Here is an 18,077-nt window from a genome sequence, read left to right as displayed (position 1 = left end):
GGAGGCTGCTTGGATGGTTAGGCTTTGACGCTTCCGGCGGCCAGACCCGACTGCCAGTACCGCTGGAGAAATAGGAACGCGACCACGATGGGGATGATCGTGATCAGGGAGCCGGTGATCACGAGGTTGTAGATCACGTCACCGCCCACCGTCTGCGCCTGCTGATTCCACTGGTTCAGGCCCACGGTGAGCGGGTACCAGGTCGGTTCGCTCAGCATGATCAGCGGCAGGAAATAGTTGTTCCAGGTCCCGACGATCGAGAAGAGGAGCACGGTGACGAGCCCGGGGGCCAGTAACCGCAGGGAGATGGTGAAGAAAGTGCGGATCTCTCCCGCGCCGTCCATCCGCGCGGCCTCGAGTACCTCGGTGGGCACGGAGTCGAGAGCGTAGGTCCAGATCAGGTATAGCCCGAACGGGCTGATCAGTGACGGCAGGATCACGGCCCAGGGGGTGTTCGTCAGGCCGAGCTGGCTGAACATGAGGAAGGTGGGAACGGCCAGGGCCGTTCCGGGGATGGCCACGGCGCCGAGCACGACGGCGAAGACGGCCTTCTTGCCGGGAAAGTTGAACTTGGCCAGCCCGTACCCGCCGAGGGCCGCGAGGAACGTGGCCCCGCCCGCTCCGATGACCACGTACAGCAGCGTGTTGCCGAGCCAGCGCACGAAGACACCGCCGTCGTAGGTGAGCGTCTGGGCGATGTTGTCGAACAGGGCGAAGTCGCCGCTGAACCACAGGCCGAAAGAGTTGAGCAGCGAGGCCTGCGTCTTCGTCGAGCCGACGAACAGCCAGAACAGCGGGAGCAGGCTGTAGATCAGGAAGACGACCATGACCACCGTCAGCAGCACCGACTTGCGCTTGTGCTGACTGCCGGCGCTGGGGCGGGCGTAGCGGGATCGGCGCGGGGATATGCTGCGGGTGGCGGCGGTTGTCTCGCGCACTGCGGTCGAGGCCGGGGTCAGGGATTCGGGCGTGGTGAGGGCCATCTCAGACCTCCTTTCGGGTGCCGGTGATCTGCACGATGTAGGCGATGGATGCGGTGAGCAGACCGACGATAATGGCGATGGTCGCCGAGTAGTTGTACTGCTGCCCCGAGAAGGAGAGGTTGTAGGCGTACATGTTCGGGGAGAAGAAGGTGCTGATGGCGTTCGGGGCAAGTGAGCGCAGGATGCTCGGCTCGTTGAAGAGCTGGAAGCTTCCGATGATCGAGAAGATCGCTCCGATCACCATGGCGGGCCGCAAAGCGGGGAACTTGATGCTGCGGATGATCCGGAAGGTTCCCGCACCGTCGAGCTCTGCCGCCTCGTACAGGTCCGCGGGGATGACCCGCAGCGCCGCGTAGAACAAGATCATGTTGTAGCCGACGAATTCCCAGGTGACGATGTTGCCGATCGACGCGAGCACCCAGGTGCCGGATAGTGGCGAGGGGATGGTGATCCCGAAGAAGTCGTTCAGGTTGCCGACGAGGCCGAACTGGGTGCCGTACATGAAGCCCCACATCAGCGTTGCGACCACGGCCGGCACGGCATAGGGCAGGAAGATCGCGATGCGGAACAGCGGGGACAGGTGCAGTCGGGCGCTGTCGATGGCCAGTGCGGCGAAGAGTGCGAGGGCGAGCATGATCGGAACCTGCACGGCGAGGAACAGGGTGACCCGACCCAGGGACTCCCACAGCTTGGGATCCGACAGGGCTTGGGCGTAGTTTGCGAACCCGACGAACGAGTTGCCGCCGACCAACTGGTCCTTGTAGAGGCTCAGGTAGACCGAGTAGATCACGGGAGCGATCAGCACGACGGCGAAGACGACCATGAACGGGCCGACGAATTGCCAGCCCGTCCAGTCTCTTTTCTGCCTGCGCTGCGTGCGGGTCGCCGACCCGGCTGCGGGGTGATGTGACAACGTTGTCATGCTTGCCTTCTCAACTCATCATGGTTGCGGTTTGCCGATCGCGGTCATGTTTACGTAAACATGATGTATCAGGACGGTAGCATGTTTACGTAAACATATGGAAATGGAAAGCATGACCAACCCCCCGCAACGACGCACGGCGACATCCCGACTTCCATCGATGGCCGATGTGGCCGCCCTGGCGAAGGTTTCCTCCCAGACCGTGTCGCGGGTGGTCAACGGTCGCACCAACGTGGACGACGACACCCGGGAACGAGTTCTGGCCGCCATGGACGAGGCCGGCTACCGGCCCAACAGCGCCGCCCGCTCACTGAAGTCCGGCCAATTCCGTTCCATCGGAGTCGTGCTCTACACCCTCTCGACGTTCGGCAATATGCGCACCCTCGATGCGGTCACCGCATCCTCCACCCTCGCCGGCTACTCGGTCACTCTCCTGCCGGTCGCCCTCGACACTGAGAACGGCGTGGCCAGCGCCGTCACCCGGCTCGCCGAGCAGGCGGTCGACGGCATCGTCATCATCATGGAGGCCCAGGTTCTCGACCGGGCGTCGATCACCCTCCCGACTGGGGTTCCCGTGGTGATCGTCGACTCCGATGCCGGAAGCCAATTCACGGTCGTCGACACCGACCAGGTCGACGGTGCCCGCCAGGCCACGCAGCACCTGCTCGACCTGGGCCACACCACCGTCTGGCATGTGGCCGGGCCCGACGCGGCGTTCTCCGCCCGTCGCCGGGCAGCCTCCTGGCGAGCGACCCTCGAGGAGGCAGGCACGCCGGTGCCGCCGCCCCTGGTGGGCGACTGGAGCGGCAAATCGGGCTACCAGCACGGACTGACATTGGCCGCGCGCAAGGATGTCACGGCGATCTTCGCCGCGAACGACCAGATGGCCCTCGGCATCCTGCGGGCTCTGCACGAGTCCGGGCGCGCCGTGCCGCAGTCGGTCAGCGTGATCGGCTTCGACGACATGCCCGACGCCGATTCCTTCTACCCACCTCTGACCACCGTGCATCAGGACTTCGGCGAGGTCGGCCGCCTTTGCATGGTGAAGCTGCTCGAACTCATCGAGTCAAACCGGCCACACCCCGGCGCCACCCTTGTGCCGGCGCACCTGGTGCTCCGGTCGAGCACGGCCTCTCCCTCGCGCCGGGACTGACCCCGCCCACTCGCGGAGCGAGAAGAGGGCGGCCACGAAACTGACGACGGGTGACGAAAGGCCCGCAATCACGTGGATTGCGGGCCTTCCGGCTCAACAACGTGTGACAGCAACCGGTGGTGGAGATGGGGGGAATTGAACCCCCGTCCACTGCTGTGGTCATATGCCTTCTACGGGTGTATCCAGTGAAATCGTTCTACTCGGCTCCGGAATTTGCCGCTGGCATCTAATCCGACGAGCCCAGCCCTCGTTTAAGTCCCCCTACACCCCGCGGCTCAGAGTAGGAGCAATCTCTCTAAATGACGTCAGGGTCCGGGTAGAGAGCATTCCCGGCCTGGCGGACTTCTTAGTGCGCTCGCTTAGGCAGCGAGGGCGAAGTCAGTGCGGTTTGATTTGGCACTTATTGTTTTGCAGAGATCGTTTACGAGATAACCCTGCATCCTCGACCCGCTTCTCATAATTGCGCAGGCAATGTCGAAACCGATCATCCCCATGTGCACTCACTGCCACCATGGCGGCATTCAAGTGGGTCACTGTCACACGCTGTTGAGTTTTCAATCTGCTGAGTGTCAATCCTCACGGCCCGAATGGATCGTGCAGCCCTTTAGCTTACAATACGACGAGGTGGAAGGCTAGTCGCCGAGGTTTTTTCGGGCGGAGATGGCCCGGTCGGACTCGCGCTTGTCCTGGCGCTCGCGCAGTGTCTGGCGCTTGTCGTACTCTTTCTTGCCCTTGGCGACCGCGATCTCCACCTTGGCCTTGCCGTTCTTGAAGTAGAGCCGCAGCGGGACGAGCGTGTAGCCGCCCTCTTTGGTTTTGTGGCTGATTTTGATGATCTCCTGCTTGTGCATCAGGAGTTTGCGCTTGCGCCGCGGCGGGTGGTTGGTCCACGTGCCGGCGACGTACTCCTGGATGTGCACGGCGTCCAGCCAGATCTCGCCGTTCTCGATGAAAGCGTAGCCGTCGACGAGCGAAGCCCGACCGGCCCTGAGAGACTTGACCTCGGTGCCGCTGAGTACCATTCCGGCCTCGTAGGTCTCCTCAATGAGGTAATCGTGGCGTGCCTTGCGATTGGTCGAGACGACCTTCTCGCCTATTTCCCTGGGCACGGCATACTCCTCGACTCGGTGGGTGTGTTCGGACGCGATGCCGACCAGCCCACCAGTCTAGCGCTCTGGGGGCGGGCCGAGCGGAGTAGGTCAGACCTTCAGATAGCGCGTGATGGCGAATTGAGCGGAGAAGGCCGCCAGCACCGCGCCGACCACCAACAGGATCGGAACCACCACGAGGGCGTCTTGCATGCCGACGAGGGAGAAGTTGGTCAGACGTTCGCCCAGATAGCCCTGCACGAACCAGTACACGAGACCGAGAACGGCGCCTCCCGCCAGCAGCGATCCCAGCAGAGCCGCGAAAACACCCTCCAGGATGAAGGGCGTTTGAATGAACCGATTGGATGCCCCGACCAGCCTCATGATGCCCAGCTCGCGCCGCCTGGAGAACGCGGAGAGACGGATGGTGGTGGCGATCAGCAGGGCCGCCGCCACAAGCATCAGCGCGGCGATGCCGATCGCGGTGTAACTGGCAACGTTCAGCACGGAGAAGATCTGGTCCAGGTACTTTCGTTGGTCCGCGACGTTCTCCACCCCGGCGACGCCGGACAGAGCCTCTACGAGCACATCCGATTGCGAGGGATCGCCGAGGTTGACCCAGAAGGTTTCGTTCAACTGGTCAGCGGTGACGTAGTCGACCACCGGGTTGTCGGCGAACTGCTTCTTGAAGTTCTCGAAGGCCTGGTCGTGAGTCTCGAAGTAGTACTTGTCGATGAACGGTGACAGGGTAGGGGTCTCGAGCTGCGCCTTGACCGTGTCAATCTGTTCGGGCGTGGCCTCCCCGGCCGTGCACGTCTCACCCGACGAAATGGCGGTGCACATGTAGATGCCCACCTGGGCGCGGTCGTACCAAAAGTTCTTCATCTGGCCGATCTGCATCTGCATCAGGATCGCGGCGCCGACGAAGGTTAGCGAGATGAAGGTCACGAGCACCACGGAGACGACCATGGAGGCGTTGCGGCGCAGGCCGTTGGCTGCTTCGGAGAGCACGAGTCCGAGTCTCATCGGGTGGGCCCTACATTCTGTTCGCCGGTCTGGTCCGGTTTTTCGCCCGGCGCGCGCAGCCCGAGCTTCTCGGCCAGGGTCAACTGCTCCGGTACGTCGTGCTGGGTGATCGGAAGAACCGGCCGGGTCATGGCCCGGCTCAGGTCGGTCATCGAAGCATCGGCGGCGGAATCCGCTTCTGCTTCTGCGTCCGTTTCTGCTTCTGCTTCTGCTTCTGCTTCCACTTCCACTTCTGCGTCCTCGGACGATCCGTCGTCGAGGGGTGCCGGATCGGCCGGACCCTTCGCGGCTGAGAACGGGGCCGCGGCAGGCTCGGCGACCGGCGCCGGCACGGGAACCGGTGGAAAGGTGAGGGGAGGGTGCGACGCAGGCAGAACCTCGTCAGTGGGCACGGCGGTAGGGGCGGCGGCGGCCGGCGCGAAAATGGATGACGGTGCCGCAGCCGCAGGTGCCACACCCGACGAGCCACTGGGAACCTCTCGGGCGGAACGGCGCCCGGTGCCGGCGGTGGTGGTGGGGATGGCCGCGGTGGCGTAGCCACCCTGGCGCTCGTCGCGCACGATGCGTCCGCCGACGAGTTCGATCACACGGCGCTGCATCTGGTCGACGATTCCGGCCTCGTGGGTGGCCATGATCACGGTCGTGCCGGCGGCGTTGATACGTTCGAGCAGGGCCATGATGCCGGCGCTGGTGGTGGGGTCGAGGTTTCCGGTGGGCTCGTCGGCCAGCAGGATCTGCGGCTTGTTCACGATGGCGCGGGCGATGGCAACACGCTGCTGCTCACCACCGGAGAGTTCGTGGGGCAGGCGCAGCGCCTTTTCGGCCAGTCCGACCATCTCGAGGGTGTCGGGTACGGCTTCCTGGATGAACCCGCGCGACTTGCCGATCACCTGCAGACTGAAGGCCACGTTGTCGAAAACGCTCTTATTCGGCAGCAGGCGGAAGTCTTGGAAGACGACGCCCATGTTGCGGCGGAAATAGGGCACCTTGCGGTTGGAGATCGACCGCAAGTCCTGTCCGAGCACGTGAATGCTGCCGCTGGTGGGCCGGTCTTCCTTCAGCACAAGGCGGAGGCAAGTCGATTTCCCCGAGCCGGAAGCACCGACGAGAAAGACGAACTCTCCGCGCAGCACCTCGACGCTGATGGCGTCCAGTGCCGGTCGGTTCGTTCCCGGATACTTCTTGGTGATGGTGTCAAAACGAATCATGGCCCCTTGAGCCTAGGCAGGCATCTTGATAATTCCTACTCCGACATACCTAACCGGTGACAGACCCGCAGATCAAGGCTCTAACCCTGCGGCGCCTGCTTGCGCCAACGGATGCCGGCGGCGATGAAACCGTCAAGGTCGCCGTCGAACACCTGGCCGGGATTGTTGACCTCGTAGTTGGTGCGCAGGTCCTTGACCATTTGGTACGGCGCGAGCACGTAGCTGCGCATCTGGTCGCCCCAGCTGGCCGTGATCACCCCGGCCAGCTCCTTCTTGGTGGCGGCTTCCTGCTCGCGCTGCAGCAATAGCAGCCGGGACTGCAGCACGCGCATGGCGGCGGCCCGGTTCTGGATCTGGCTCTTCTCGTTCTGGCAGCTCACCACTGTGCCCGTGGGCAGGTGGGTAATGCGCACGGCGGAGTCGGTCGTATTCACGGACTGGCCGCCGGGTCCGCTGGAGCGGAAGACGTCGACCCGGATGTCGTTCTCGGGCACCTCGATCGACTCGGTCTGCTCGATCAGCGGAACCACCTCCACAGCGGCGAAGGAGGTCTGGCGTTTACCGGCGGAGTTGAACGGGCTCATCCGCACGAGGCGGTGCGTGCCGGCCTCGACGCTCAGCGTGCCGAAGGCGTAGGGCGCATCCACCTGGATGGTCGCGCTCTTGATGCCGGCCTCTTCGGCGTAGCCCACGTCGAGCACCTGCACGGGGTAGTTGTGCTGCTCGGCCCAGCGCAGGTACATGCGCAGCAGCATCTCGGCGAAGTCGGCCGCGTCGACGCCGCCGGCGCCGGAACGGATGGTGATGACCGCCGGACGCACGTCGAATTCGCCGTTGAGCAGCGTGTGCACCTCGAGGTCGCCGAGCACCTTCGTGATGCTCGCGAGTTCCGCAGTGGCCTCGTCAGCCGATTCCTGGTCACCCTCGGCGTTGGCGAGTTCCACCAGCACCTCAAGGTCGTCGAGGCGGGACTCGATGCTCACGATGCGGGCCAGCTCCGACTGGCGATGGCTCAGCTGGCTGGTCACCTTCTGCGCGTGGTCGGAGTCGTCCCACAGATCGGGCGCACCGGCCTGTTCATTCAGGTCGGCGATATCGGTGCGGAGTCGATCGATATCGATCACCGACCGGATGTCGTCGAACGTGGCCCGCAGTGCGGCGATCTGCTCCGAGAATTCCAGCTCAATCATGTCGAACCCCAGCCTACCGGGCTACCCGGTCACGGCATCCGCTCGTGGAGTCCGCTTTCAGCGCCGGATGCGGCTGGTCCGGACCCTGGAAAGGTCCATGCTGACCATTCCGTGTGGCCGCGGTTCGTGCACGGCGGAATGCCCTGCCCGGCGTCAACCAATTCGACGGAGATTCTCGTGTGAAAGCGCTCTTTCGGCCCGCTCAGGGCTGATTCAGGCAGAATCTCCGTCGAATTCGTTCGGGTCGAAGCTGCCGTAAGGGTGCGGACTCGAAACACCAACACCCGCCCGGGGATAACATCGACAAGCCATGAGTAACGCCGACCGCCCCTTCCAGATGCGTTCCGTCGCACTCGCCGCGTTCCTACCGACCCTCCTGTTCTCGATCGGCGAGGGCGCGATCATCCCGCTGATCCCGATCGTGGCCAACGACCTGGGTGCCACACTCGCGATCGCAGGGTTCATCGCCGCCATGATCATGGTGGGTGAACTGGCCGGGGACATCCCCAGCGGCTGGGTGGTCTCCCTCATCGGGGAGCGCAACGCCATGATCTGGGCATCCTTGCTCACGATCATCGCCGTCCTGATCTGCATCGTCGCTCCCAACCCGCTCGTGCTGGGCATCGGCATCTTCCTGATCGGCCTGGCCACCGCCGTGTTCGCCCTGGCCCGCCACGCGTTCATGACCAGCTACGTGCCTCTGGCCTACCGGGCCCGGGCGCTGTCGACCCTCGGCGGCATCTTCCGCGCCGGCTGGTTCATCGGCCCGTTCATCGCCGCCGCCCTGCTCAGCCTCACCGACAGCACCGAGTCGGTGTTCTGGGTGTTCGTGGTCTGTTGCCTCGGCGCGGCCGCGATGCTGCTCCTGCTGCCCGATCCCGAGAGCACTTTCGGTGGCCCGCAACTGGTGAAGGCGCCCGACGGATCTGTCATGCCGGCCGGGCGGGAGCTCGCGGCCGAGGAATCCCAGGGGCTGTTCCGCACCATCTGGGGCCACCGAGCTGTGCTCCTGCGCCTTGGCACGGGCGCGGGCCTGATCGGGGCGATGCGCGCCTCCCGCACGGTGCTGCTCCCGCTCTGGGCGGTCAGCATCGGCATCAGCGTCCCCGACATCGCCCTGATCATCGGCATCGCCGGCGCGGTCGACTTCGCCCTCTTCTACGTCAGTGGCCAGATCATGGACCGTTTCGGCCGCCTGTGGACCGCCATCCCGTCGATGATCGGCCTAGGTGCCGGGCACCTCATTCTCGCGTTCACACACGACTTGCCCGGCAACGTGGAGTGGTTCGTCGCCGTGGCCATGATCCTGTCGCTCGCCAACGGCATCGGCAGTGGCCTCCTGATGACGCTCGGCGCCGACCTGGCCCCGAAGAACAACAGCCCGGCACCGTTCCTGGGCGCATGGCGCTTCACCGCCGACCTGGGCGGGGCCGTCGCCCCCCTGGCCGTGGCCGGCCTGACCGCGGTCGCCACCATCTCGATTGCCAGCGTCGTGATGGGAGTGTTCGGACTGTTCGGCGCCGTGATTCTGGGCCGCTACATCCCCCGCTACGCGCCTCGCCGGCCGCGCATGCGTCCCTGACGCTGCCTCGGCCCCAACGCGCTGAACCCGGGGGAATGGGAGTCCGACCGAGGGCGTTTAATGGTCGTATGCCCCTCATCGGAGAATACGAGCCCGGCACCCAGCAGTGGGTGCGCGACCAGGTCGACCTGTACGAAAGCTCCGGAGGCACGGAAGGCACCACCCTGCGCGGGATGCCCGTCATCGTGCTCACCACCCTCGGGGCCAAGTCGGGCAAGCTGCGCAAGACCCCGCTGATGCGCGTGGAGCACGAGGGTGCCTACGCCGCCATCGCCTCCCTCGGCGGCAGCCCGAAGAACCCCGTCTGGTACGGCAATGTGGTGGCCCACCCTCTCATCGAGCTGCAGGATGGCCCCAGCCGTCAGGACATGCTGGCCCGCGAGGTCACCGGCACCGAACGCGCTGCGTGGTGGGAGCGGGCCGTGGCCGCGTTCCCCGACTACGCCGACTACGAAAAAAAGACCGACCGGGTCATCCCGGTGTTCGTGCTGGAAGCGGTTCCCCCCGCCGCTCCCGCTGCCGGCGCTCCCGCCACTACTACTGCCGCCGCGGCTGCTCCCGTCTCCTGACGGTGGCACGCGCGAATACCCGCGGTCCCCGAATCGACCGAATCGTGTTGGCCGGCCTGACCGACTCCGACGGCAGCGACCTCCGCGCCGGTGACAGCCGGGAGGCCGAGCGCTTCAGCGCATGCGACCTGTCCGGCCGGGACCTGACCGGCATCGGCCTCCAGGAGTGCGAGCTGCGCGGAGTCTCCCTCAGCGACACGCAGCTGCGCGGGGCATCCGTCGCCGACTGCGTGGCCCGCGAGCTGCACGCGGCCGTCTTCTGCGCGCCCCGCTCGAGCTGGCGGGACGTCAGGGTGGAGCACTCCCGGCTCGGGTCGCTCGAGCTCTACGAGGCCACCCTGCGCTCGGTGCACATCGACGAGTCCAAGCTCGACTTCGTGAACCTGCGCGGGGCGACGCTGATCGATGTGCTGCTCTCCAACTGCATCATCGAGGAGCTCGACCTCGGCGGCGCCACCGTGCAGCGCTTCGAGATGCGCGACTGCCGCGTCGGCACCCTCGATGTGACCCGTGCCACCCTCAAGGACGCCGACCTACGCTCGAGCGACTTCAGTGCCATCCACGGGCTTGAGGGGCTGCGCAGCGCCACCATCGATGACGCCCAGCTCAGCCTGCTTGCGCCCGTTTTCGCCGCACACCTCGGCATCATCGTCACCTAGCCGAGTCAGTCCCCGAGCCGCGGGCGCTGCGCAGATAGCCTGTCCCCAACGAATTCGACGGAGATTTTGCCAAAATCAGCCCCAGACCCGCTGAAAACAGGCCTTTGAGACAATATCTCCGTCGAATTGGTTCAACGCCGGGCAGCCGGCGACGGATGCCCGCACGCGCCCGATCGGAGAATCGCGCCCGATCAGGGAATCGCGCCCGCGATGATCTCGAGTTCGGATTTCGGCGTTTCGCGCTGGCTGGCGATGGCCGCGCCGGCCGCCACGCACACCACAAGGATGGCGATCTGCTGCTGCACCAGGAAGGTCTCCCCCAGTACCAGCGCGCCGAACAGCGCCGCGATCACGGGGCCGAAGCTGGTGATGATCGCGTAGAGGCGCGGGGTGATGCGGCGCAAGATGAAGGTGTCCAGCGTGTACGGGAACGCCGACGAAAGCACGCCGATGGCGAGCAGCAGCCCGATCACGCCCCAATTGAGGCTCGGCCAGTCGACCGTGAGCAGCGCGAACGGCACCAGCAAAGTCAGGCTGACGACGCTGGCCACGGAAATGCCCTCAAGCCCGGGGAAGGTCACGGCCACCTTGCGGGTCAGCAGAATGTAGGCCGCCCATGACGCCGCCGCGGTCAGGGCGAAGAGGATGCCGAGCAGATTGAGTGCCCCGTCAGACCAGGTGAGCAGGAACACCCCACCGGCCGCCGCGGTGGCGTAGACGAAGTCGAGCAGGCGGCGCGACGAGGCCAGCGCCAGAGCAAACGGACCGAGGAACTCGATCGTGGCCGCGATGCCGAGCCCGAGCAGGTCGACAGCCTCGTAGAAGGTGAGGTTCATCACCGCGAGCACGACACCGAGCGCCAGCGCCGGCCACAGCCGACGCCAGCTGAGGCCGGCCAGTTTTGGCCGGTAAAAGGGCAGCACCGTGGCGGCCATCACCAGCTGCCGCACTGCGACGACGACGGGCGAGCCGACAAGCGGAATGGCCAGACCGGCGAGGGACGACCCGAAGTTGATGCTCACCTCGGTCACGACCTGGGCGCCGGCACCGGTCAGGCGGTCGCGCTCGGCCGTCACGGTTCTCCTCCCCTGCGCCGGGTCAGGCGCGTTTCGCTAACGCTAGCGGAACACCGAGCGCGCCACCGCCGTGACCTCCAGCGGCACCCCGGCCGGCAGCAGCACGGCCAGCACCGGCGGACGCCAATAGGCACTCAGTGAAACCGTGGCGCTTTGCCCGTCGACGGATGCCGCACCGCTCACCCTCAGTCCCTCCATCCGGCCATCCGGGGTGGCTGCGAGAAACTCTTCCACGGCCGTCCGCACTCCAGCAGACGACAGGGAGGGTCGCAACTCCGCGCCCGAGCCGTCGACCGTGACGGCCATCGCGCCCAGGTCGAACGCCTCGGCCCCGGCGAGCGCAGCGCCGTCCGCGAGGGTCAGCAGGCGTTTGCGCTCCAGGTACAGAGAGGTCGCGGCCACGACGACGAGGATCAGCAGCAGGGCGAGGAAGCCGTAGAAGATCGTGAGGATGAGCGTCGATCCCTTCTCGCCTCCGGGCCGGATCGGCAGCCGGCGCCGCCACCGCGCCGCCCGCGATCCCGATGGCGTGCCCGCGAGCGCGGCCGCGCAGGCGACCGCCGAGCCTCCGCCGCCGCTCATCCGGCCCGCCAGAAGCGGGACACCGTCTGCGTGGCCTGGGCCTCCAGGGGAACACTGGCCGAGTCGCGCAGTGAGAGGAGGTCCGGCAGCAGCGGCAAGGCCACCCGGATGCGCACGGTGACCGTGACTGTGCTCTGCCGGGTCAGGCATCCGTTCACACCGGCCTCGCAGGCCACGTTTACCTCGGCACCCGCAGGGTCGATGCCGTAGTCCGTGAGCCCGAACTGCACGGCCCGCTCGGCGCGGGCGTTCGCCGCGGCCTCATCGGGCGCCTGGACGTAGACGCGTGCGGCCTGGCGGGCTGCTCCCTCCACGGCGAGGGCGCCGCCCTGCAGCACCGCCATCGCCAACACCAGGTAGACGAGCGGCGCCAGCAGGATCAGGCCGGCCGTGATGAACTCCAGCGAGGCCGAACCCTGCTCTCCGTTCGCCGACCACACACGCCAACGGCTGACTCGGCCCCCACTACCGCAGGGTCTCGACCGCCGCATGTCCGACCACCTCCAGCCCGCGATCGACGCCGAACAGGGCCAGCAGTGGCAGCGGCGCCACGACGCGCACCTGCACGCTCGGGAACCCGCCATAGTCCCCATAGCTGGCCTCCACATCGGTTGCATACGCGGGCCCGATCGACGTCGTGATCAGCTCGCGGGTGCGTGCCGCACCCTCACCCAGCCCGCTGTCGGCGAGCGCGGCGTACCGGGCTCCCTCGGCGGCGGCGTCAAGCACGGTGTTGCGCACGAGCAGGGTCAGCCCCAGCTGCATGACGCCGAGCGTCAGCGCGGTCAGCAGTGCGCCGACCATCACGAATTCGGCGGCCGCCGACCCCTCCTCACCACCGAGCGATCGGGTTCGGTTCCCCCGCGTGCGCGTCACGGCCGGTCACATTCCGCTGACCCGGTCGATCGCCTGTTGGAACACGCCGCTCAACGCCGGACCGGCCAGACCCCAGATGATCATGACCAGCCCGGCCGTCATCAGGGTGATGAGCACCCATCCCGGAACGTCGCCTCGTTCATCGCCCCCGGCATCGCTCCACCGGTCGCGCACACGTCGCTGCAGTGTCTTCATGATTGACTCACTTTCTCTCGTGGGGACAGTGGTTCTCTCGTGCGGCAGTGGTTCAGTGGTTCAGTGGTTCAGAATCCGCTCTGCAGGATGAACAGGCCGGGGAAGATCGCGAACAGGATCGTCATGGGCAGAATCAGGAAAACGAGCGGCACGAGCATGGCCACCTCTTTCTTGCCGGCCACCTCGATCAGTTCGCGTTTGGCCTCGTCGCGGGCATCCTGCGCCTGGGCGCGCAGCACCTCCGCGAGCGGGGTTCCCCGGTCGAGCGCACCCGTGACCTGATCGACCAGCCGGGTCACCGCAGGCAGCGCGATCCGACGTGACAACGCGTGCAGGGCGGTGGCGAGCGGCACCCCGGTGCGCACATCCGCCACCACCCCCGCCAGCTCCCGCGACAATTCGCCCGTGCTCGTGCGCGAGACCCGGGCGAGCGCATCCAGGATGCCCTCCCCCGCCGACAGAGACAGCGTCATGAACTCGAGGACGGTCGGAAACTCGCTCTGCATGCGCGCGAGGCGGGCGGTGGCGGTGCGGCCGAGCATCCAATCGCGGGCCAGCGCGCCGCCCGCCGCGGCGACCACCGGCAGAACGACCTGCACCAGCACCGGCATCGACCGAAACGCCGGCAGGGCAACCACCGCACCTGCCCCGACGAAGAGTCCAGCGAGCGCCCACACCACCTGCTCCGATCGATACTCGTCGGTGCCACGGACCGACCCCGACTGCCGGAGCCGTCGGGCGATCGTCTCCGTGCCGCCGAGAACGGCGCCAAACGCTCGTTTGAGGGCGCCGAACACGGGCGTGAACAGGGTGCCGAGCACCGGCAACGGATGCACCGTCGTGCGCCCCACGAATAGCCGCGCCTCCGCCGACACGTCGAGGATGTACGGCGCCAGCCTCTGCGCGAGGCGCGGCCGACTCAGCCGAGGCACCAAGCTGGCGAGCGACCAGAGCCCCACGCCCAACGCGGTGCCGCAGAACAGCGCCCAGGCCTGCGCGGCGCTCATTTGAACCACCGGCGTTCCTCGGGCAGCCGTCCCAGCGCCACCATCAGGCGGTAGGCAACCACGGAGACGCCGAGGCCGCCGACGATCACGACGACACCGGCGGAGGTGTTGTACGCAACCGCCGCCTCCGGCCGGGAGGCCAGGAGCAGCAGCACGATCCAGGGCGCGGCCACGCCCAGCCGCGCCGCGTTGACGATCCAGGACTGGCGCGCCTCGACCTCCGAGCGGATGGCGGCATCCTGCCGGAGCCAGGCCGCGAGGCTGCGCAGCACGACCGTGAGGTCGCTGCCGCCTACCTCCCGGGCCATGCGCAGCGTCTCCAGGATGCGGTCGGCCACCGGGTCACCCAGGGAGACCTTGAGCCCGTCGACGGCGGAACCGAAGTTGCCGGTCGCTTGATATTCCCGGGCGAACTCGGCGAAGGCGGGCCGCGTCGACAGCGGGCCAGCCCCTGCCAGGCTGCCGACGCTGTCCGGCAGTGCCAGGCCCGACCGCACCGCTGACACCAGGTGGTCAACGACGTCGGGCCAGACGGCGCGGTTCGCCCGCCGCCGGGCGCGCACCCGCCAGACGACCATCAGCGTCGGCAGCGACAGCCCGGCGAGCGCGGTGACGATCGACAGGGCAGCGATGCCCAGGAGGGCCTGGCTCAGCGCCGACACCGCCAGCCCCAGCACCACCGAGAGGGCGACGAAGGCCGGCAGCGGCAGGCTGCCGAGTCCGGCCTGGGCGAGGTTCGCCCGCAGCCGTCCCGGCGTGCGGGACCGGGCCTTGCCCCTGGTGCGCGGCCAGAGGAACGGCGCGGCGACCAGGAGCAGCCCAGTGCCGAGCAGAGCCCCGAGTGCGAGCGTCATACGGCCCCGGCCCGCAGCACGATGGCCGGGTCGAGTCCGGCCGCGTGGAACTTGGCCAGCTTCGTCGGATACCCCCCGGTCGGCTCAAGGGCGCCCCGCTGGGCCAGGAAGATCGGGCTGGCCTCGATCATCGCCCCTGACAGTTGGCCGCTCGGCGCAAGGATCTCCGTCACCCGGCGCCGTCCGTGCCGGTCGATCTCGCAGTGCACGACGATGTCGATGCAGCCGGCCACGGTCGGCAGCACGAACGAGGAGTCGATGTTGCGGCCCGCCAGAAGCGGCAGCGTGGACAGTTTGCCGAGCGCATCACGGGCACTGTTGGCATGGATCGAACACATGCCCGGCAGCCCGCTATTCAGGGCGATGAGCAGGTCGAGACTCTCGGCTTCGCGCACCTCGCCGACGATCAGCCGGTCGGGGCGCATCCGCAGCGACTCCTTGATCAGGCGGCGCAGGGTGATCTCCCCGGTTCCCTCGAGGCTCGGCTGGCGGCACTGCATCGCCACGACGTCGCGCGCGGCCAGGTCGAGTTCGAACGTCTCCTCCACCGTCACGATGCGCTCGTTCTTGCGCGTGGCCGAGAGCAGGGCGTTGAGCATGGTGGTCTTGCCGGTCTGGGTGGCACCGGAGACGAGGATATTCTGCCCGGCCAGCACGCACATGCGCAGAAACTCGGACGATTGCTGCGTGAGCGACCCGAGCCCGACCAGCTGGTTCAGGTCGCGGATGCGCCGGGTGAACTTGCGAATATTGACCGCCCAGTGCTGGCGCGTGATATCCGGGATGACCACGTGTAACCGCGACCCGTCGGGCAGAGAGGCATCGACGAACGGGGAGGAGAGGTCGACGCGGCGGCCGGAGGCCTGCAGCATCCGCTCGACCAGGTCGCGCACCTCCCGCGCGGTGAGCACCATGGTGGTCAGCTCGGGCACCCCGTCGCGGGCCACGAACACCCGGCTGGGCGCGTTGATCCAGATTTCCTCGATGCCGGGATCGTCGAGGAACGGTTGCAGCGCCCCGAACCCGGTCAGTGAGGCCACGACCTCGCGCGCCGCCTGGCGCTCGTCGGCGATCAGCGGCAGGGAGTTGCCGAGCGCCCGCTCGGCGTAGCGCTGCACCTCGTCGCGCACGTACTGCTCGGCGAGCCCGGAGTTCGACGCCAGGTCGACGCCGTCGCGACGCACCCGAGTGCGAACCTGCTCGGTGATGATGCGCACGGCTTCGCTCATTCCTGCATGATCGCCCATCCCTCGCCGACCACGCCCGACTTATCCACAGCCACGCGCCCGGAGACGTGCAGATCTGGCCGACCCGTGCGGCGATGCGACAGTGCGGTGGCCCCGGTGCCCGGTCCAGAGAGGTGGCCAACGCTCACGGGCGGGGCTCTCCCTCGAAGTACACTGGAAGCGCACTTCGCGGGAGTGGTGAAATTGGCAGACACGCAGGATTTAGGTTCCTGTGCTTTCGAGCGTGGGGGTTCAAGTCCCCTCTCCCGCACATGAGTCACATCTCGGCCCTGGACGGCCAATTGAACGAACTGCTGGAGAGTACCAGCGTCGTTCTGTTCTACCTGATCGTTTGGGCCCTGGTCTTCGCCGGAACGGCGGTGTTCCTTGGGGTCTTCATCCCGTTCATCACCGGCGACTCCCTGCTTTTCGGCTCCGGCCTGGTGGCTGCATCCACGCCGAGCCTGAGCATCGCCGTTCTGGCCGTCGGAACCGGCATCGCCGCGTTCCTGGGTGACCAGGTCGGTTTCCTGCTCGGGCGCCACTTCGGCCGCTCCTACCTGGACCGCCACGGCGGCCGCCACACCCGCACGGCCATCGCCAAGACGGAGACCTTCTACCGCAAGTACGGCTGGTGGTCAGTGGTCGTCGCCCGGTTCATGCCATGGGGCCGCGTCTTCGTGCCCGTGATCGCCGGCGTCGGACGCATGAACTACTACACGTTCCTGACCAGCAATCTGGTCGGAGCCCTGGCCTGGGGCGTGGGTCTTACTCTGACCGGCTACTACGCGGCCGCCATCCCTGGCGTGAAGAGCACCGCCTATGTCATCGCCGGGGTCTTCATCACCGCCTCAATCGTCTTCGGCATGCGCACCCTGCTGATGGATCGCGCCCAGAACCGGCTGGATGCCCGCAGCGCGCTCCCCGACGACCCGACAGTGGTCCAGGCTCCCTGACCCACTGCGAGCCCACGGCGCACTGTCGGAAAACCGCGTTAGCCTATAACAGAGCACACAGTGATCCCGCCGCCCGGCCGATCTGACCGACGCCCACAGGAGTTTCTTAGTGATTCATACAGCCCTGCTTCCCACGGCAGTCATCCCCTGGCTCGACCCGGAAGTCCTGATCAACGGGTTCGGACCCTGGGCCCTCCTGGGCGTCTGCGCGATCGTCTTCGCCGAGACCGGCCTGCTGGTGGGGTTTTTGCTTCCCGGCGACACCCTGCTGGTCATCACCGGCCTGCTGACCTTTGCCGGGGTCATCCAGATCGACATCTGGTGGGTGGCCCTGGCCATCGGATTCTCGGCCTTTTTCGGCGGAGAAGTCGGCTATCTGATCGGGCACAAGTTCGGGCCCAGGGTCTTCGAGCGCAAAGAATCCGGTTTGTTCAGCATCAAGAACGTCGAGCGCACGAACGCGTTCTTCGTTCGCTTCGGCGGCGTGGCCGTCATCGTGGCCCGCTTCGTGCCGATCGTGCGCACCTTCGCCCCGGTCGCGGCCGGCGTCGGCCACATGGACTACCGCAAATACTCGCTGTACAACCTGATCGGCGCCCTCCTCTGGGGCACCGGCCTCACCTACTTCGGCTTCTTCCTGGGCTACATCCCGCCAGTCGCAGATTTCGTTCAGAACTACATCGACATCATCTTGCTGGCCGCGGTCTTCATCACGCTCATCCCCACCGTCTTCCACTACCTACAGTCCGCGTCCAGAGCCCGCCGGGACGCACGCACCGGACGGACCATCCAAACCGGAAGCCTCGTCCTCGACGCCGACGCCTTCGAGGACATCCACAAGCACACGCACGACGAGCACAAGCACGACCTCTGAGCTCAACGCAGTCGGACTCAACACAGTCCGGGCTCAACACAGTCCGGGCTG

Annotated in this window: 20 protein-coding genes, 1 tRNA gene and 1 other RNA gene; 7 read left to right on the top strand and 15 right to left on the bottom strand. The window is 66.6% G+C overall.

Features of this window, described 5'->3' with window-relative positions; genetic code table 11:
* Positions 1 to 17 precede the first annotated feature (17 nt).
* Both E3O47_RS06685 and E3O47_RS06680 read right to left on the bottom strand, forming a co-directional pair.
* Positions 18 to 827 (bottom strand): carbohydrate ABC transporter permease, encoded by an 810-nt coding sequence (locus E3O47_RS06685; RefSeq protein ID WP_233191546.1) that lies wholly within the window; start codon positions 825 to 827, stop codon positions 18 to 20.
* Between the two features lie 157 nt (positions 828 to 984).
* Positions 985 to 1,905, bottom strand: a complete 921-nt coding sequence (locus tag E3O47_RS06680) for a sugar ABC transporter permease (protein WP_134341824.1) — start codon at positions 1,903 to 1,905, stop codon at positions 985 to 987.
* A gap of 112 nt (positions 1,906 to 2,017) precedes the next feature.
* Here E3O47_RS06680 and E3O47_RS06675 point away from each other — a divergent pair, with 112 nt between their 5' ends.
* Positions 2,018 to 3,058 (top strand): LacI family DNA-binding transcriptional regulator, encoded by a 1,041-nt coding sequence (locus E3O47_RS06675; protein WP_241986107.1) that lies wholly within the window; start codon positions 2,018 to 2,020, stop codon positions 3,056 to 3,058.
* A 117-nt stretch (positions 3,059 to 3,175) separates the two neighbouring features.
* On the opposite strand, the gene ssrA is transcribed toward E3O47_RS06675, so the two are convergent.
* The 5 genes from ssrA to prfB all read right to left on the bottom strand — a co-directional run bounded on the left by ssrA (position 3,176) and on the right by prfB (position 7,570).
* Positions 3,176 to 3,550: a transfer-messenger RNA gene (gene ssrA / locus E3O47_RS06670) on the bottom strand.
* A gap of 140 nt (positions 3,551 to 3,690) precedes the next feature.
* Positions 3,691 to 4,167, bottom strand: coding sequence for an SsrA-binding protein SmpB (smpB, locus tag E3O47_RS06665; RefSeq protein WP_104193627.1), 477 nt, complete (start codon positions 4,165 to 4,167; stop codon positions 3,691 to 3,693).
* Between the two features lie 90 nt (positions 4,168 to 4,257).
* Positions 4,258 to 5,172 (bottom strand): permease-like cell division protein FtsX, encoded by a 915-nt coding sequence (gene ftsX / locus E3O47_RS06660; RefSeq protein WP_134341825.1) that lies wholly within the window; start codon positions 5,170 to 5,172, stop codon positions 4,258 to 4,260.
* Entirely contained in the window at positions 5,169 to 6,380 is a 1,212-nt protein-coding gene (gene ftsE / locus E3O47_RS06655) for a cell division ATP-binding protein FtsE (protein ID WP_134419906.1), read from the bottom strand. The genes ftsX and ftsE overlap by 4 nt, the downstream gene beginning before the upstream one ends.
* A gap of 80 nt (positions 6,381 to 6,460) precedes the next feature.
* Positions 6,461 to 7,570, bottom strand: coding sequence for a peptide chain release factor 2 (prfB, locus tag E3O47_RS06650; RefSeq protein ID WP_104102756.1), 1,110 nt, complete (start codon positions 7,568 to 7,570; stop codon positions 6,461 to 6,463).
* A 310-nt stretch (positions 7,571 to 7,880) separates the two neighbouring features.
* Here prfB and E3O47_RS06645 point away from each other — a divergent pair, with 310 nt between their 5' ends.
* The 3 genes from E3O47_RS06645 to E3O47_RS06635 all read left to right on the top strand — a co-directional run bounded on the left by E3O47_RS06645 (position 7,881) and on the right by E3O47_RS06635 (position 10,380).
* Positions 7,881 to 9,152, top strand: a complete 1,272-nt coding sequence (locus E3O47_RS06645) for an MFS transporter (protein WP_104100202.1) — start codon at positions 7,881 to 7,883, stop codon at positions 9,150 to 9,152.
* Between the two features lie 68 nt (positions 9,153 to 9,220).
* The gene (locus tag E3O47_RS06640) at positions 9,221 to 9,721 is read left to right on the top strand and encodes a nitroreductase family deazaflavin-dependent oxidoreductase (protein ID WP_134342960.1); all 501 of its coding nucleotides are present in this window, start codon (positions 9,221 to 9,223) and stop codon (positions 9,719 to 9,721) included.
* A gap of 2 nt (positions 9,722 to 9,723) precedes the next feature.
* Positions 9,724 to 10,380, top strand: coding sequence for a pentapeptide repeat-containing protein (locus tag E3O47_RS06635; RefSeq protein ID WP_166785343.1), 657 nt, complete (start codon positions 9,724 to 9,726; stop codon positions 10,378 to 10,380).
* Positions 10,381 to 10,571: 191 nt separating this feature from the next.
* On the opposite strand, the gene E3O47_RS06630 is transcribed toward E3O47_RS06635, so the two are convergent.
* The 8 genes from E3O47_RS06630 to E3O47_RS06595 all read right to left on the bottom strand — a co-directional run bounded on the left by E3O47_RS06630 (position 10,572) and on the right by E3O47_RS06595 (position 16,199).
* The gene (locus E3O47_RS06630; protein WP_104193868.1) at positions 10,572 to 11,456 is read right to left on the bottom strand and encodes an EamA family transporter; all 885 of its coding nucleotides are present in this window, start codon (positions 11,454 to 11,456) and stop codon (positions 10,572 to 10,574) included.
* Positions 11,457 to 11,498: 42 nt separating this feature from the next.
* Positions 11,499 to 12,038: a pilus assembly protein TadG-related protein gene (locus tag E3O47_RS06625; protein ID WP_104171588.1), complete on the bottom strand. Its 540-nt coding sequence runs from the start codon at positions 12,036 to 12,038 to the stop codon at positions 11,499 to 11,501.
* Positions 12,035 to 12,478 carry a hypothetical protein gene (locus E3O47_RS06620; RefSeq protein ID WP_134419902.1) on the bottom strand — a complete coding sequence of 148 codons (444 nt, stop codon included), beginning with the start codon at positions 12,476 to 12,478 and terminating at the stop codon, positions 12,035 to 12,037. The genes E3O47_RS06625 and E3O47_RS06620 overlap by 4 nt, the downstream gene beginning before the upstream one ends.
* Positions 12,479 to 12,503: 25 nt before the next feature.
* Positions 12,504 to 12,914 (bottom strand): TadE family protein, encoded by a 411-nt coding sequence (locus E3O47_RS06615; protein WP_233191293.1) that lies wholly within the window; start codon positions 12,912 to 12,914, stop codon positions 12,504 to 12,506.
* 6 nt (positions 12,915 to 12,920) lie between these two features.
* Positions 12,921 to 13,109: a hypothetical protein gene (locus E3O47_RS06610; protein ID WP_104100207.1), complete on the bottom strand. Its 189-nt coding sequence runs from the start codon at positions 13,107 to 13,109 to the stop codon at positions 12,921 to 12,923.
* A gap of 68 nt (positions 13,110 to 13,177) precedes the next feature.
* Positions 13,178 to 14,116, bottom strand: coding sequence for a type II secretion system F family protein (locus tag E3O47_RS06605; protein WP_134420003.1), 939 nt, complete (start codon positions 14,114 to 14,116; stop codon positions 13,178 to 13,180).
* Entirely contained in the window at positions 14,113 to 14,970 is an 858-nt protein-coding gene (locus E3O47_RS06600; RefSeq protein WP_104100209.1) for a type II secretion system F family protein, read from the bottom strand. The genes E3O47_RS06605 and E3O47_RS06600 overlap by 4 nt, the downstream gene beginning before the upstream one ends.
* Positions 14,967 to 16,199 (bottom strand): ATPase, T2SS/T4P/T4SS family, encoded by a 1,233-nt coding sequence (locus E3O47_RS06595; RefSeq protein ID WP_104100210.1) that lies wholly within the window; start codon positions 16,197 to 16,199, stop codon positions 14,967 to 14,969. Before E3O47_RS06595 ends, E3O47_RS06600 begins: the two co-directional genes overlap by 4 nt.
* Before the next feature lie 186 nt (positions 16,200 to 16,385).
* On the opposite strand from E3O47_RS06595, the gene E3O47_RS06590 reads away from it, so the two are divergent.
* The 3 genes from E3O47_RS06590 (at position 16,386) to E3O47_RS06580 (ending at position 18,026) form a co-directional block, all read left to right on the top strand.
* Positions 16,386 to 16,467 (top strand) — tRNA-Leu (locus E3O47_RS06590).
* A gap of 1 nt (position 16,468) precedes the next feature.
* On the top strand, positions 16,469 to 17,152 hold the full coding sequence (locus tag E3O47_RS06585; RefSeq protein WP_134419900.1) for a DedA family protein: 684 nt from the start codon (positions 16,469 to 16,471) through the stop codon (positions 17,150 to 17,152).
* A gap of 124 nt (positions 17,153 to 17,276) precedes the next feature.
* Positions 17,277 to 18,026, top strand: coding sequence for a VTT domain-containing protein (locus E3O47_RS06580; RefSeq protein ID WP_134342964.1), 750 nt, complete (start codon positions 17,277 to 17,279; stop codon positions 18,024 to 18,026).
* Positions 18,027 to 18,077: the final 51 nt, after the last annotated feature.

The organism is Cryobacterium sp. TMT2-17-1, from assembly GCF_004402765.1.
Classification (GTDB): domain Bacteria; phylum Actinomycetota; class Actinomycetes; order Actinomycetales; family Microbacteriaceae; genus Cryobacterium; species Cryobacterium sandaracinum.
The sequence above is the reverse complement of the archived record's forward strand: the minus strand, read 5'-3'. Positions and strand labels throughout refer to the sequence as shown.

Bases quoted from the DNA above. Each gene is read 5' to 3' on its own strand.
- E3O47_RS06685 (WP_233191546.1), bottom strand. From the start codon at position 827: ATGGTCGTCTTCCTGATCTACAGCCTGCTCCCGCTGTTCTGGCTGTTC.
- E3O47_RS06680 (WP_134341824.1), bottom strand. From the start codon at position 1,905: ATGACAACGTTGTCACATCACCCCGCAGCCGGGTCGGCGACCCGCACG.
- E3O47_RS06675 (WP_241986107.1), top strand. From the start codon at position 2,018: ATGACCAACCCCCCGCAACGACGCACGGCGACATCCCGACTTCCATCG.
- ftsX (WP_134341825.1), bottom strand. From the start codon at position 5,172: ATGAGACTCGGACTCGTGCTCTCCGAAGCAGCCAACGGCCTGCGCCGC.
- ftsE (WP_134419906.1), bottom strand. From the start codon at position 6,380: ATGATTCGTTTTGACACCATCACCAAGAAGTATCCGGGAACGAACCGA.
- prfB (WP_104102756.1), bottom strand. From the start codon at position 7,570: ATGATTGAGCTGGAATTCTCGGAGCAGATCGCCGCACTGCGGGCCACG.
- E3O47_RS06645 (WP_104100202.1), top strand. From the start codon at position 7,881: ATGAGTAACGCCGACCGCCCCTTCCAGATGCGTTCCGTCGCACTCGCC.
- E3O47_RS06640 (WP_134342960.1), top strand. From the start codon at position 9,221: ATGCCCCTCATCGGAGAATACGAGCCCGGCACCCAGCAGTGGGTGCGC.
- E3O47_RS06625 (WP_104171588.1), bottom strand. From the start codon at position 12,038: ATGAGCGGCGGCGGAGGCTCGGCGGTCGCCTGCGCGGCCGCGCTCGCG.
- E3O47_RS06610 (WP_104100207.1), bottom strand. From the start codon at position 13,109: ATGAAGACACTGCAGCGACGTGTGCGCGACCGGTGGAGCGATGCCGGG.
- E3O47_RS06605 (WP_134420003.1), bottom strand. From the start codon at position 14,116: ATGAGCGCCGCGCAGGCCTGGGCGCTGTTCTGCGGCACCGCGTTGGGC.
- E3O47_RS06600 (WP_104100209.1), bottom strand. From the start codon at position 14,970: ATGACGCTCGCACTCGGGGCTCTGCTCGGCACTGGGCTGCTCCTGGTC.
- E3O47_RS06595 (WP_104100210.1), bottom strand. From the start codon at position 16,199: ATGAGCGAAGCCGTGCGCATCATCACCGAGCAGGTTCGCACTCGGGTG.
- E3O47_RS06585 (WP_134419900.1), top strand. From the start codon at position 16,469: ATGAGTCACATCTCGGCCCTGGACGGCCAATTGAACGAACTGCTGGAG.